15 protein-coding genes are annotated in these 13,172 nt (G+C 68.7%); 9 read left to right on the top strand and 6 right to left on the bottom strand.

Annotation, left to right across the window (positions count from 1 at the left end):
* Positions 1 to 303: 303 nt before the first annotated feature.
* Positions 304 to 504, bottom strand: a complete 201-nt coding sequence (locus ACI7YT_RS10065; RefSeq protein ID WP_406245397.1) for a hypothetical protein — start codon at positions 502 to 504, stop codon at positions 304 to 306.
* A 140-nt stretch (positions 505 to 644) separates the two neighbouring features.
* Here ACI7YT_RS10065 and ACI7YT_RS10060 point away from each other — a divergent pair, with 140 nt between their 5' ends.
* The 4 genes from ACI7YT_RS10060 (at position 645) to ACI7YT_RS10045 (ending at position 4,103) form a co-directional block, all read left to right on the top strand.
* Positions 645 to 845 (top strand): hypothetical protein, encoded by a 201-nt coding sequence (locus ACI7YT_RS10060; RefSeq protein WP_406245395.1) that lies wholly within the window; start codon positions 645 to 647, stop codon positions 843 to 845.
* Positions 846 to 1,267: 422 nt separating this feature from the next.
* The gene (locus ACI7YT_RS10055) at positions 1,268 to 2,413 is read left to right on the top strand and encodes a MalY/PatB family protein (protein ID WP_406245394.1); all 1,146 of its coding nucleotides are present in this window, start codon (positions 1,268 to 1,270) and stop codon (positions 2,411 to 2,413) included.
* A complete protein-coding gene (locus tag ACI7YT_RS10050) occupies positions 2,410 to 3,786 on the top strand; it encodes an MFS transporter (RefSeq protein WP_406245393.1) in 1,377 nt (458 codons plus the stop codon). Before ACI7YT_RS10055 ends, ACI7YT_RS10050 begins: the two co-directional genes overlap by 4 nt.
* Positions 3,783 to 4,103 carry a CHY zinc finger protein gene (locus tag ACI7YT_RS10045; protein ID WP_406245392.1) on the top strand — a complete coding sequence of 107 codons (321 nt, stop codon included), beginning with the start codon at positions 3,783 to 3,785 and terminating at the stop codon, positions 4,101 to 4,103. The genes ACI7YT_RS10050 and ACI7YT_RS10045 overlap by 4 nt, the downstream gene beginning before the upstream one ends.
* Here ACI7YT_RS10045 and ACI7YT_RS10040 read toward each other — a convergent pair.
* From ACI7YT_RS10040 to ACI7YT_RS10020, 5 genes are all read right to left on the bottom strand, one after another.
* The gene (locus tag ACI7YT_RS10040; RefSeq protein WP_406245391.1) at positions 4,057 to 5,379 is read right to left on the bottom strand and encodes an acyltransferase; all 1,323 of its coding nucleotides are present in this window, start codon (positions 5,377 to 5,379) and stop codon (positions 4,057 to 4,059) included. The two genes, ACI7YT_RS10045 and ACI7YT_RS10040, sit on opposite strands and share 47 nt — an antisense overlap.
* A gap of 100 nt (positions 5,380 to 5,479) precedes the next feature.
* Positions 5,480 to 6,148 (bottom strand): response regulator, encoded by a 669-nt coding sequence (locus ACI7YT_RS10035; protein ID WP_406245390.1) that lies wholly within the window; start codon positions 6,146 to 6,148, stop codon positions 5,480 to 5,482.
* Entirely contained in the window at positions 6,145 to 7,515 is a 1,371-nt protein-coding gene (locus tag ACI7YT_RS10030; RefSeq protein ID WP_406245389.1) for a histidine kinase, read from the bottom strand. The genes ACI7YT_RS10035 and ACI7YT_RS10030 overlap by 4 nt, the downstream gene beginning before the upstream one ends.
* 5 nt (positions 7,516 to 7,520) lie before the next feature.
* Positions 7,521 to 8,195 (bottom strand): DedA family protein, encoded by a 675-nt coding sequence (locus ACI7YT_RS10025; protein WP_406245388.1) that lies wholly within the window; start codon positions 8,193 to 8,195, stop codon positions 7,521 to 7,523.
* Positions 8,196 to 8,231: 36 nt separating this feature from the next.
* The gene (locus ACI7YT_RS10020; protein WP_406245387.1) at positions 8,232 to 8,873 is read right to left on the bottom strand and encodes a TetR family transcriptional regulator; all 642 of its coding nucleotides are present in this window, start codon (positions 8,871 to 8,873) and stop codon (positions 8,232 to 8,234) included.
* A 63-nt stretch (positions 8,874 to 8,936) separates the two neighbouring features.
* On the opposite strand from ACI7YT_RS10020, the gene ACI7YT_RS10015 reads away from it, so the two are divergent.
* The 5 genes from ACI7YT_RS10015 (at position 8,937) to ACI7YT_RS09995 (ending at position 13,157) form a co-directional block, all read left to right on the top strand.
* Positions 8,937 to 9,509 (top strand): biotin transporter BioY, encoded by a 573-nt coding sequence (locus ACI7YT_RS10015; RefSeq protein ID WP_406245385.1) that lies wholly within the window; start codon positions 8,937 to 8,939, stop codon positions 9,507 to 9,509.
* Positions 9,499 to 10,191: an energy-coupling factor ABC transporter ATP-binding protein gene (locus ACI7YT_RS10010; protein ID WP_406245384.1), complete on the top strand. Its 693-nt coding sequence runs from the start codon at positions 9,499 to 9,501 to the stop codon at positions 10,189 to 10,191. Before ACI7YT_RS10015 ends, ACI7YT_RS10010 begins: the two co-directional genes overlap by 11 nt.
* Positions 10,188 to 10,781, top strand: a complete 594-nt coding sequence (locus tag ACI7YT_RS10005) for an energy-coupling factor transporter transmembrane component T (protein ID WP_406245383.1) — start codon at positions 10,188 to 10,190, stop codon at positions 10,779 to 10,781. Before ACI7YT_RS10010 ends, ACI7YT_RS10005 begins: the two co-directional genes overlap by 4 nt.
* 90 nt (positions 10,782 to 10,871) lie before the next feature.
* Positions 10,872 to 12,470 carry an ABC-F family ATP-binding cassette domain-containing protein gene (locus ACI7YT_RS10000; protein ID WP_406245382.1) on the top strand — a complete coding sequence of 533 codons (1,599 nt, stop codon included), beginning with the start codon at positions 10,872 to 10,874 and terminating at the stop codon, positions 12,468 to 12,470.
* A 60-nt stretch (positions 12,471 to 12,530) separates the two neighbouring features.
* A complete protein-coding gene (locus ACI7YT_RS09995; protein WP_406245380.1) occupies positions 12,531 to 13,157 on the top strand; it encodes an HAD family hydrolase in 627 nt (208 codons plus the stop codon).
* Positions 13,158 to 13,172 lie beyond the last annotated feature (15 nt).

The following is a 13,172-nucleotide window of genomic DNA, read 5'->3' as shown; positions in this document are numbered from 1 at the left end:
CACTGATCTTGTGCACGTTGTCGTCGTCGGCCCATTTGCCCGCGGGGCAGCCGGCGGCGATCCACCGCAGGACTTCGAGCTGTCGGTCGTTCACGGGCCGGTCCATACGAGCACCGTACCGGAGGCCTTAGATGTTGGGACCAGATGGGCGATCCTTCCCCCGTTAGCGGATCGTTGCGCAGGGGGAGCGGGCTATGCACGGGGCTGATTGTTGTCTTCTCGCCCAGTCCCCGCATTGAGCGCCCGGCTAGCTACGCACCCGCCCGCCGTTAATTCCGCGGCGCGCTCCAGATCGTTGCCTCGTCACCGCATGTCGCTGAACGGGTCCACGATGCTCTGCGCGCCGTGCGTCGGACACACAAATGTGAGCCGCACGCCGAACCCATCGACGGCGCTCGGCTCGGGGGCGCAGTCGCCGCCGCACTCGGAGCAGGTGCGGTAGGCGTCATCTGTCGGCACCCGGATATCGAGGCCGTCCGACCCTTCGAAGTGCTCGTAATCCATGGTTACCAACCTACGAGTCGGCGTTCACACTTCCTAGCCCACAGCTGTGCCAGCCCAGAGTTGTGGGTGGACGCCCGCCTCCGAACTGCCCGGATCCCCGGTAAGAGTGAAAACGATGAACCGCTGGCAGAATGGTTGTTGTGTCGAAGATCCAGCTCCCGGACCCTGAGAGTGCTTACGGCTATACGTTGCGTCAGGTCGAGGCGATCCTGGGCAAGGATCTGATGCCGGCGTTCCGAGATCACATGGTGATGCGGGCACATGTGCTCGACGGGTCCGACGGCGAGGTGTTCTTCCCGTTCGATGTGTTGCAGTTTGTGGAGCGCGCTGATCTGCGCTGACCTGCGTGCGGATCGCCAGAACATCCGCCTGGCTCGCGCCGAACCGGCAGCCGAGCCTCACGACAACGTCGAGAATGAGAATCAGAACTCAACGATCGGAGGCCAATGAGATGGCTCCAACTCAACTCGAGATATAGGTAGAGCGCGCACGCTCCCTGGGTTAAACCAGACACAGCTAAGCTGGCGAGCACGGGCCCCAATTGGGGCGCTGGTCGGGAGCTTTTTTGGACCCGGCGCTGTGTCTAATTCTGTGTCCATTCGGCGAATTCTCACCATCTGCAGTTTGATGAAATACCTGATCAGAAGGGTAAAAATGGACCACGAGCCTGAGAGCAACTGGGTCTGGATGCCGCCGTGGGGCCCTGAGCGGATCACGGACGACGGGCGCGACATGATGCGTGCGCTCGGCTTCGCGATCTGACATGAGCGTCACCGCTCTCTCGCTGGAACAGCTGCGCGAACGCTCCAGCGAGAAGTGGCGCGAGTACCCCTCGGACGTTCTCCCGCTGTTCGTGGCGGAGACCGACTTCGCGCTCGCCCCTGAGATCACGCGCGCACTCGAGCGCGCCGTGGCCATCGGCGACACCGGGTACATCGCGTCGCGGACGCCGCTGCCCGATGCCTTCGCCGGCTTCGCCTCTCGGCGTTTCGGGTGGTCGCCCGACCCGGCGCGCATGCGGCCGACGGCCGACGTCAGCATGGGGATCGTCGAGATCCTGCGTCGCGTCACATCACCCGGCGATCGGGTCATCGTGAACCCGCCGGTGTACCCGCCGTTCTACGAACTCGTGACCGAGGCCGGCGCCGTGGTCGAACGCGTGCCGCTGCGCGACACCGGCTCGGCCTGGGAACTCGATCTGGACGGCATCCGTCGGTCTCTGGAAGCAGGAGCGCGCGCGATCCTGCTGTGCAACCCGCACAATCCCACCGGAACCGCGCACAGCGCGGCGTCCCTCGCTGCGTTGGCCGCCCTGGCCGCGGAGCACGGCGCCGCGGTCGTCTCGGACGAGATCCACGCCCCGCTCGCGCAACCGGGAACCGGGTTCGCGCCGTTCCTGTCCGTCTCGGACGCAGCGCGTGAGATCGGATACGCCGTCGTGAGCGCGAGCAAGGCGTTCAACCTCGCCGGACTCAAGTGCGCGCTGATGGTCACGGCATCCGACCGGACGACCGGGCTCGTGCGCGACCTGCCCGTCGAGGTCGAGTGGCGCACCGGACAGTTCGGCCTGCTGGCCGCCGTGGCTGCCTTCTCGCCGGCGAGCGACTCGTGGCTCGACGAGCTGCTGGTCGCCCTCGACGAGAACCGTCGGCTGCTGGCCGATCTGCTCGCCGAACACCTCCCGCCGGCCGGCTATCGGATTCCGGATGCAGGCTACCTGGCGTGGATCGACATGAATGCGCTCGGGTGGGGTGACAATCCATCGCGGCGGATTCTGCGCGAGGCCAAGGTCGCACTGCACTTCGGGCCGGCGTTCGGCGCCGAGGGTGCCGGCCACGTCCGGCTGAACTTCGGCACGAGTCCGGAGATCCTCACGGAGGCGATCGAGCGCATCGCGACGCTGCGATGAGCGTTCCGGATGCGACCGGCGAACTCGAGGCGTCCATCTGGGACCGCAGAAGACGCTGGGTGACGCTCGGGGCCGTCGCACTCATCTTCCTGGCCGCGATCGAGGCGCTGGCGGTCACGACCGTCATGCCGGTCGTCAGCGCCGCGCTGGACGGCGAGTCGCTGTACGCCGTCGCGTTCGCGGGCACGCTGGCGACCAGCGTGATCGGGATGGTCGCCAGCGGTGCGGCATCCGACGCGAGGGGGCCGCGCAGCGCACTCTACGTGTCCGTCGCGCTGTTCCTCGTGGGGCTCATCGTCTCCGGTGCTGCGGTGACCATGCATCAGTTCCTGATCGGGCGTCTCATCCAGGGGCTGGGAGCCGGAGGCCAGACGGTCGCTCTGTACGTGGTGGTAGCGCGGCTGTACCCCGCTCACCTGCACGGCCGTGTGTTCGCCGCCTTCGCCGCGGCATGGGTCGTGCCGTCGATGATCGGCCCGTTCCTGGCCGGCGCGATCGCGGACTATCTCGATTGGCGCTGGGCCTTCCTCGGCGTCGCAGTGCTCACGGCCGGAGCCTTCGCGATGGTCGCCCTTCGCCTGCGGGGAGTGGACCTGGGCGGTGGCGAGACGCTTCAGCGCGGCGTCGTGGCGGTGCGACTGATTCTGTCGGTCGTCGTCGCAGCCGCCGCGGTCGCGGTCGGCTTCTCCGCGGACGCGGTGCCTGCGGTGGGATGGCCGATCGCCGCGGCCGCCGTCGTCGTGATCGGGTTCGCGATCCGGCCCCTCGTGCCGCGCGGGACCCTGCGCGCTGTACGCGGGCTGCCCAGCGTCGTGCTCATGCGCGGCATGGTCGCCGGTGCGTTCTTCGCCGCCGAGGCCTACATTCCGTACCTGCTCATGGAGCGGTTCGACTTCACCGCGACGCTCGCCGGCATCGCGCTGACCTTCGCGGCGTTCGCGTGGGCCGGTGCCTCGGCGCTGCAGGGCCGCTACGGAGAGCGGCTCGGCAATGGACGGATCGCGGCCATCAGCCTCGGGCTGATCCTCGTCGCCCTGTTCTCCGTGCTGGCGACCGCGGTGCTGGGACTCTCGCCCCTGATCGTCGTGATCGGGTGGGCGTTCGGGGGCGGAGGCATGGGGCTGGTGTATCCGCGACTGACCGTTCTGACCCTGGCGTATTCGGATGCCGGGAACCAGGGCTTCAACTCATCGGCGCTGTCGATCTCGGATTCCGGCGGCTCGGCGGTCGTGATCGCTCTCGCAGGCCTCGGAGTCGCCACGCTCGGGGGCGGTGCCGATGCCTTCTGGTTCGTCTTCGTGTTCGCGATCGCACTGGTGCTGCTGAGCGCGATTCCCGGATTCCGACTCGGGCACGCCGCGGAGCGGTCATGACGCGACCGGTCGTGCGGGGCTCGACGGTCGATGAGCAGACGCGCTGCGTGCACTACCGGAGTCCGCTCGACGTGGTGGCCATCCGCTTCGCGTGCTGCGACGACTGGTATCCGTGTCTGCAGTGTCATGGCGAGGCCGTCGACCACGGCATCCGCGCCTGGCCCATCGATGCACGCGACGAGCACGCCGTGCTGTGCGGCGTATGCCGGTCGACGCTCTCGATCGGCGCCTATCTCGCTGCACCGACGTGCCCGCAGTGCGCGGCGCCGTTCAACCCCGGGTGCGTGCTGCATCATCCGGTGTACTTCGAGATGTGACCTCTCCGCGGGCCAGGCGCAGGGCGAGCAGGATCAGCAGGACGGCTGCGAGAGCGGTGCCGGGGTTCGTCCCGACCACGAGCAGGAGCACGATCGCGACGAGGCCGCTGAAGGCCGCGGCCGCCAGTCGTCGTGTCGATCCGGCCGGCGGCGTGCGTCGGGATTCCAGCGCCGCGAGAGGCAGAGCGATCAGCGCCGTGATCGCGAGGACGGTGGCGAGCCAGAGCGGCCGGGTCAGCCACCATTCGACGCTGCTCGGCTCGGGGAGCGCCGACTGCGACGTGATCGCGAACACGGCCGCGCCTCCGGCCATCGCGAGCAGGACAGGCATGTGCCAGAGATAGATGGTCATGGCGCGCTTGTTCACGAACCGCTGGAACCACGCGAGACGCGGACGCCGGCTCCACTCCGACAGGCGGCTGCGGAAGAGGGAGAGGAGCATGGTGTGCGCGAGGCCCACGAAAAGCAGCGCCGTCGTCGGCGGGTTGATGTGGGCGATGAGGTCGGGGGAGTAGACGCCGGCCGTCATGCCGAACGCGAGCAGGGCGACGGCACCAATGGCGGTCATCACCCGCGTACGGCGCCCGAGAGCATCGATCCGTCCGTCCGCGAGGAAGAATCCCAGCTGCTGCAGGGCCAGCCAGACGAACGCCAGGTTCAGGAATCCGAGGCCCTCGACTCCGGTCGACGACCGCAACGCGTCCACAGCCGCTGCGGTGAGCGCGAGCGCGCCGATCGTACGCAGCGGAGCGCGTTCGTGGGCGGCGGCGAGCGCAGGCAGCAGTACTTGGCAGAGCAGGAAGACGCCGAGGAACCACAACGGCTGACCGTACCGGTAACCCGCGATATGCAGCAGATCGGCAGGGACGCCGGCGACGGCCAGAGCGATGAGCGCACAGCCCACGACCGAGATCACAGCCAGTGCCGGTACGAGCAGCCGCTGCAGACGCCCGGCGACGAAGGACGCGGCCGTCCCGCCGTGTGCGCGCGCTCGGCGATGGGCCGTCCAGCCGGCGAAGCCGCCGATCACGAAGAACAGAGGCATCACCTGCAGGCTCCAGCTCAGCGGTGTGATCCACCACGAGCCCTCCGACGCGTTGGCGAACACCGGGCCGGCTTCCGTCACGGTCACGCCGACCATGAGCGCGTGCAGGATCACGACGGCGGCGACGCACAGCGCGCGGACGAGATCGATTCCGGTGTCCCGCCCCGAGGTGCGGGGCGGTGCGGGTGCGGGTGATGGTGCGGCAGCGATGCGCTGCTCGACGGTGGTCACAGGGGGCCTCCTCTGGTCTGTCCCAGGAGGCTATGGAACCGGTGGCAGGCGGCACATCACCCCAGGGTGTCGACCGACGCCCTACCGCGGGGTGAGGCGGTCAGGACGGCTCGACGAGACCGGAGTCGTACGCGAAGATCACGGCCTGGACGCGGTCGCGAGCGCCGATCTTGGCGAGCACCTTGCCGACGTGCGTCTTGACGGTCTGCTCCGCGATGAACAGCTCCCGCCCGATCTCGACGTTGGACAGCCCCTGCCCGATGAGCACCAGCACTTCGCGTTCGCGCTCGGTGAGATCGGCGAGCTGCGCGCTCGCACGCGAGGCACGTGGCTTCTGCGCGGCGAACTGCGCGATCATCCGCCGGGTCACGCTGGGCGCCAGCAGGGCATCGCCGGCCGCGACGACCCGGACGGCCTGCACGAGCTCCTCCGGCAGGGCGTCCTTGAGCAGGAACCCGCTCGCACCGGCCTGGAGCGCGTCGTACACGTAGTCGTCGATGTCGAACGTCGTGAGCATGATGATGCGCGGCACTTTCGCCGCGGGATACGACGTGCCGAGAATCCGCCGGGTGGCCTGGATGCCGTCGAGTTCCGGCATCCGGACGTCCATGAGGATGACGTCGGGGTCCAGGCGGGCGGAGAGTGAGACGGCTTCGGCGCCGTTGGCCGCCTGCCCTGTGACGTTGATGCCCTCGTGCGCGTCGAGAAGTGCGGCGAAGCCCGCCCGCACCATGGCCTGGTCGTCGGCGATGAGGACCTCGATCGTCACAGGGAGCCCTTCTGCATCGGGGACGCCGGGTGGCGCGGGAGTGCTGCGGTCACGGTCCAGCCGCCGTGCGCATCCGGACCTGCTTCCACGCTACCGCCGAGCAGTGCGGAGCGTTCCGTCATGCCGCGCAGGCCGTGGCCTCCTGAGGTCGGTGGTGCTGCGGGGACCGGGGCGTTTCGGACCGTGACGGTCACGGACTCCTCGTCGGCACCCGCCACGACGGTGATCGTCGAACCAGGCGCATGGCGGACCGCATTGCTCAGGGACTCCTGCGTGATCCGGTACGCGGCGATCTGCGTGGCGGCGTCGATGTCTCCGGAGATCGCCATCGACAATCCGACATCCGCTCCGGCGCGCCTGGTCGTCTCCACGAGCCCTGGAATGTCGTCGATACCGCGCTGCGGGGCCAGGTCGGCGGTGTGGTCTTCGGTGCGCAGGATGCCGAGGATGCGACGCATCTCGACGAGCGAGGAGCGCGCGGTCCCGGCGATGTCATCGAACTCCGCTGCGGCTTCCGGAGCGAGATCCGGCACCCGATAACGGGCCGTGGACGCCTGCACCTGGATGAGCGACATGCTGTGCGCGACGACGTCGTGCAGTTCTCTGGCGATCCTGGTGCGCTCCTCGACGAGTTCGCGCTTCGCCTGCTCTCTGGCGGTGAGGGCTCGTTCGCGCGTGAGTTCGTGGCCGACCCGCAGCCGTCCGGTGATGAGCACCGACAGCAGGTACATGCCTCCGACGACGGAGGTGGTGACGATCAGCGAATTGCCGCTGGTGAATCCGGGCAGCATGAGCGCCGCCGTCAGCCCTGCGGCGGTCCCTGATGCGAGCATCACGAGACCCGTCCGCCAGCCGTGCTGGAAGGTGGGGACCACGACCGCGAAGACGAAGGCGAGCAGCATCGGTACCGACCACGGCCACGGGAGGGCGAGCGAGACGTCTCGGGGCACCATGAGCGCCATCAGCAGAGCGGATGCCGTGAAGAGGATGATCGCCAGGGTCGGATACCGCGTCGAGACCAGCGGAGCGGAGACGAGGGGTGCCGCGAGCAGCATCGTGAAGGCGACGGGGCTGCCGTACTCCGCAGCGTGCACCGGTACGAGCACGGCGTACAACGTGACGGCGATCACGGACAGCAGGACGAGCGTCACGATCTCGCGATCGCGCATCCAGGCCGGGAGCCGGGCGAGGCGCTTCTCGCGCCGACGTGCGCGGGCCTCCCGCTTGGCATGCGCTCTGCGCTGTCCGTCCTCGGCCCTGCGCTGAGCGAGGTCCTGCGCGGTCTGAGCGCGCTGCGCCCGTCGTTCCGGTGAGGTGAGGCGTGTCGAGGATCGGTTCTCCGATCGCGCGTTCCGCTTCGCCGTCATGGGTGTCATCTTCCCACCTCCGTGAGCGCATCCGCGTGAACCGCCGGATCGCGGTGCTCAGGGGAGGCGGACGTCGGAACGTCGGCGCGGCGGCGCCGCCGGTACGCCGAGATGCGGTCGATGGCGAACCCGATGATCAGGGCGAACGCGACGCCGAACACGGCGCTCAGCAGCGGCTGGTCCTCGAGCCAGTGCCCGGCCAGCAGGCCGATGCCGGCACTGTAGGCGGCCCAGCTGAGCCCGCCGAGCGCGCTGAGCGGGAGGAAGCGGCGCCACGGGTAGCGCAGCGCACCGGCCGACATGTTCACGGCGACACGGCCCACCGGGATGTAGCGGGCGCCGAGGATCAAGCCGGCGCCGTTAGTCGCCAGTGTGCGCTGCGCGCGGTCGAAGGCGGCGGCCACGCGGGGCCTCCGCATCCAGCCGAAGCGCTGCGTGCCCAGTCCCCGCCCGATCGCATACGCGATGTTGTCGCCGATCATCGCGCCGATCGCTGCGACCCCCGCCAGCAGGAGGATGTTCGTGCCACCCGTGGATGCCGCGGCGGCAGCTGCGGCGACGAGCACCGTCTCGCTCGGAACAGGCGGGAAGAACCCGTCGATGATCGCGACCGCGAACATGACCAGCAGCAGCCAGGGCGATGCAGCGGCGGCGAGAATGAGATCGTTGACGACGTCCATGCCACCGACGGTACGAACCGGGCGCGGGTCGGCACATCACTCCCTGGTATCGACCGTGTCATACCTCAGAGTGGTCTTCGCCTCGGAACCTGCCGCGTCGACGCCGTGCAGGAAGAGCATCACGCCGGCGTCGAACGCCGCCGTGACATCGCCGGTGGCGTCATCGCCGCCGCCGAGCTGCGCGGCGCCGACGCTCTCGGCGTGCAGCCGCTGCTGGACCAGGAGCGCGTGTCCGATGATGAACTGCAGCAGTGTCGTGGCTGCGACGCTGCTCTCGGCCGCCGCGCGCCGCTCGAGGACGGCGCGCAGGTGCGCCTCGGTGCGTTCGACGCCGAAACCGAGCGCGTACGAGCTCAACACGACCTCGGCACCGTCGCGATAGGCGAGCAGTGCATCGCGGATGCCGCGGGCGGCGTTCAGGATGTCGGCGTCCGTCGCGGTCGCGGTGGATGCCGCCGTCGGGATACGCGCGAGGATGCGTTCGGCGATGGCTCCGAGCAGCTGCTGCTTGCTGTCGAAATGCCAGTACAGGGCGCTGGGCTGGATGCCCAGTTCGCCGGCGAGGCGACGCATGCTGAGATCGGGGAGGCCGACGTCGTCGAGCAGGCGGAGGGCGGTGGCGGTCACGCTCTCGCGATCGTGACGCCCCGAGTGGTCGGAGTTGCGTGCGGCCATCATGATCTCACTATACTGAACGCCGTTCAGGTGAACACTGTTCAGGAACTTCATCCGAGGAGAGACATGTCTGAGAACCGAAGCGACGTCGGTCGCGATCTGGCCCGCATCGCGATCTTCGCGGCGCTCATCATCGTGCTCGGCACGGTCACGGTACCGCTGCCCACCGGCGTTCCGATCACAGCTCAGACGCTCGGAGTGATGCTCGCGGGGACCGTACTCGGACCGCGACGCGGGCCCCTGGCCGTGCTGATCGTGCTCGTGCTGGCCGCGATCGGGCTCCCGGTGCTCGCCGGAGGCCATGGCGGCATCGCCGCTTTCGTCGGCCCGAGCGCCGGATATCTCATCGGCTGGATCGCGGGCGCGTTCGTCACCGGCCTCATCGCACACGGAGGTCGCATCACCTGGTGGCGCACCGGCACCGCCACAGTGGTCGGCGGCATCGGGGTCGTCTACTTGTTCGGCATCCCCGTGCAGGCGGCGGTGATGGGACTCGCGCTGGGGCCGACGGCGCTGTCCAGTCTCGTGTTCCTCCCGGGGGATCTGATCAAGGCGGTCGCGGCAACGGTCCTGACCCTCGCGCTGCGACGCGCTTACCCGCCGGCGTTCGGCGTGCGGGCGCGAGCGCATGCGGTCTGACACGCGACTCGCCGGCATCGATCTGCGTTCCGTGTCGGTCGAGCTCGATGGTCGGCCGGTCCTGGCCGAGGTCGAGCTGTCGCTGACGGCCGCCCGGATCGCGGTGATCGGTGCGAACGGGTCGGGGAAGTCGACGTTCGCGCGCCTGCTGAACGGGCTCATCGAGCCGACGACGGGCAGCGTGGGCGTTCTGGGTCTCGATTCCGTGCGCGATCGAACGGCCCTGCGCCGGCGTGTGGGGTTCGTGTTCACGAACCCCGACGCGCAGATCCTCATGCCGACGCCGGCGGAGGATCTCGCTCTGTCGCTGCGCGGCCGCGACCGGCGCGTGGTCGATCGGCTGGTCGCCGAGACCCTGGCGGGACACGGTCTCGCCGACCACGCCGATGTCCCGGCATCCGCTCTGTCCGGAGGGCAGAAGCAGATGCTGGCGCTGGCGTCCGTGCTCATCACGGAACCGGAGTTGATCGTCGCCGACGAGCCGACGACGCTGCTGGATCTGCGCAATGCGCGCCGCATCGGCGACCTGCTCCTGGAGCAGGAGGCTCAGGTGGTGCTCGTGACCCACGACCTCGAGCTCGCGGGGCGATGCGAGACCGCCGTGCTGTTCGAGGACGGCCGCGTGGCGGACGTCGGCGAACCGGCCGAACTGATCCGCACCTACCGTCGGATGGCCGCGTGAAGACGCTCTACCGTCCCGGTTCGAGCCCGCTGCACCGCGCGCCGGCAGGCCTGAAACTCACCGGCCTTGCCGCGCTCGTGCTCGTGCTCGCGCTCGCTCCTCGCACCATGATCGGCATCGTCGTCGCACTCGGCGTCGTCGTCGTGCTGTACGCGGTGGCCAGGATGTCAATGCGCGTGCTCGCCGCCCAGGTCTGGCAGCTGCGGTGGATGGTCCTCGTTCTCGGCGGACTGCTGTGGGTGTTCACGTCGCCGCAGGAGGCTCTGATCAACACCGGTCGTGTCGTCGCCCTCGTCCTGCTGGCAGGGCTGCTGACTCTGACCACCACGATGGGAGATCTGCTCGACGTGCTGCAGCGGATGCTGCGTCCGCTGCGGCGTCTCGGCGTCGACGCGGACGCGGTCGCGATGACCGTCTCCTTGACGATCACGATGATTCCGGTCGTGGCCGGATTCGCTGCGCGCGTGCGCGAAGCGCAGCAGGCGAGGGGCGTGCGCCTCGGCATCCGCTCCGTCGTTCCGCTGTTCGTGCTCGCGCTGCGCCATGCCGACGACGTCGGGGACGCTCTGGCGGCTCGCGGGCTGGTGTGATCGGAGCCGGGGGAGTGCACAGCGAGCCCGATCTATACTGGGAGGCTGGCCCCTTGGCCGCATCCACCCCTGACGAAACGGACGTCCGCTGTGCTTGCCGTGCACGAACTCGAGATCCGCGTTGGCGCGCGCCTGCTGATGGAGAACGTCTCGTTCCGCGTTTCCGACGGCGACAAGATCGGCCTCGTCGGTCGCAACGGCGCCGGCAAGACCACCCTGACGAAGGTCCTCGCCGGCGACGTGCTGCCCTCCGGTGGCAGCGTCACCCGGTCCGGCGAGCTCGGCTATCTGCCGCAGGACCCGCGGACCGGCGACCCGGAGATGCTCGCGCGCACCCGCATCCTGGACGCTCGAGGTCTCGGATCCCTCGCGCTCGGCATGGCCGAGGCCACGGTCGCCATGGGCTCGGACGACCAGGCAGTGGCGGACAAGGCGATGAAGCGCTACGCCAGGCTGACCGAGCAGTTCGAGGGCCAGGGCGGGTACGCAGCCGAGGCCGAGGCCGCGTCGATCGCGAACAACCTGTCGCTGCCCGATCGCATCCTCGATCAGCCGCTGAAGACGCTCTCGGGCGGTCAGCGCCGGCGCATCGAACTGGCGCGCATCCTGTTCTCGGATGCGGACACCATGATCCTCGACGAGCCGACCAACCACCTCGACGCGGACAGCGTCGTGTGGCTGCGCGAGTTCCTGAAGAACTACAAGGGCGGGCTGATCGTGATCAGCCACGACGTGGAGCTCGTCGGCGAGACGGTCAACCGGGTGTTCTATCTGGACGCCAACCGCCAGATCATCGACGCCTACAACATGAACTGGAAGAACTACCTCCGTCAGCGCGCCGCCGACGAGGAGCGTCGCAAGAAGGAGCGCGCCAACGCCGAGAAGAAGGCGACGACCCTGCAGCAGCAGGCGGCGCGCTTCGGAGCGAAGGCATCGAAGGCCGCCGCGGCGCACCAGATGGTCGCCCGTGCCGAGAAGCTGCTGGCCGGGCTGGAGGATGTGCGCCAGGTGGACCGCGTCGCCAAGCTGCGGTTCCCGAAGCCGGCCCCGTGCGGCAAGACGCCGCTGATGGCCTCAGGGCTGTCCAAGTCCTACGGGTCGCTGGAGATCTTCACCGACGTCGACCTCGCGATCGACCGCGGATCGAAGGTCGTCGTCCTCGGACTCAACGGCGCGGGAAAGACCACGCTGCTGCGCATGCTCGCCGGCGTGGACGAGCCGGACACCGGGCAGCTCGAGCCGGGCCACGGACTCAAGGTGGGCTACTACGCGCAGGAGCACGAGAACCTCGACGTCTCGCGCTCTGTGCTCGAGAACATGGTCTCGGCCGCCCCGCACATCACTGAGACCGAGGCGCGCCGGGTGCTCGGATCGTTCCTGTTCACGGGTGATGACGTGCTCAAGCCCGCTGGTGTCCTCTCCGGTGGTGAGAAGACCCGTCTGTCACTCGCGACGCTCGTCGTCTCCTCGGCGAACCTGCTTCTGCTCGATGAGCCGACGAACAACCTCGACCCCGCGTCGCGCGAGGAGATCCTCGACGCGCTGGCGCACTACGAGGGCGCAGTCGTGCTCGTCTCGCACGACCCCGGTGCAGTGCAGTCGCTGAACCCCGAGCGGGTGCTGATCCTGCCGGACGGCGTCGAGGACATCTGGAACCAGGAGTACCAGGAGCTCATCGAGCTCGCCTGAGCGGGTTCGGGGTCCGGTCCGGGCGGGTGCCGTGTCGGATGCCGGAGCTAGTGTCGAGAGATGGGTGATCACACGATCGACGCGGTCTGCTGGGACTGGAACGGCACACTGCTCGACGATGTCGACATCTGTCACCGCACCATGAACGAGGTGCTGGTGCGGCGAGGGCGGGAGCCGGTCCTCACGCTGGGGGAGTACCGCGCACGGTTCCGCTTCCCGATCCGCGATTTCTATGCGTCGGTCGGGATCGATGCCGACGAGTTCCCTGACGCTGCGGACGAGTACCTCGGCCTCCTGCCCGGGCGGATCTCGTCGGCGACGCTGCACGAGGATGCACGGGCCACACTGCAGGGCATCGCGGACAGGGGAGTGCGCCAGGTGCTGGCCTCGGCGACGCTGACGGCCGTGCTCGCGGAACAGATGCGTCCGCATGGCCTCTCTGCGCACTTCGAGGATGTACTGGGCATCGGCGACGTCTACGCGGCGTCGAAGGATGCCGTGATCGCCGGATGGGTACGCGATGCAGGCATCCCGCCAGAGCGGATTCTCCTCATCGGCGATACCAATCACGATCAGGAGATCGCCGCGGACCTGGGCACGCGCTTCGTCCACTTCGCCGGCGGACACCAGCACGTGTCGGGCACCGAGCAGATCGCGTCGCTGTCCGAGCTCCTCGAGATGGTCTGACCGTCGCGGGAACGC

The sequence above is a fragment of the Microbacterium sp. M genome, from assembly GCF_045181065.1.
Taxonomy (GTDB): domain Bacteria; phylum Actinomycetota; class Actinomycetes; order Actinomycetales; family Microbacteriaceae; genus Microbacterium.
This window is presented reverse-complemented; position numbering and strand designations above follow the sequence as displayed.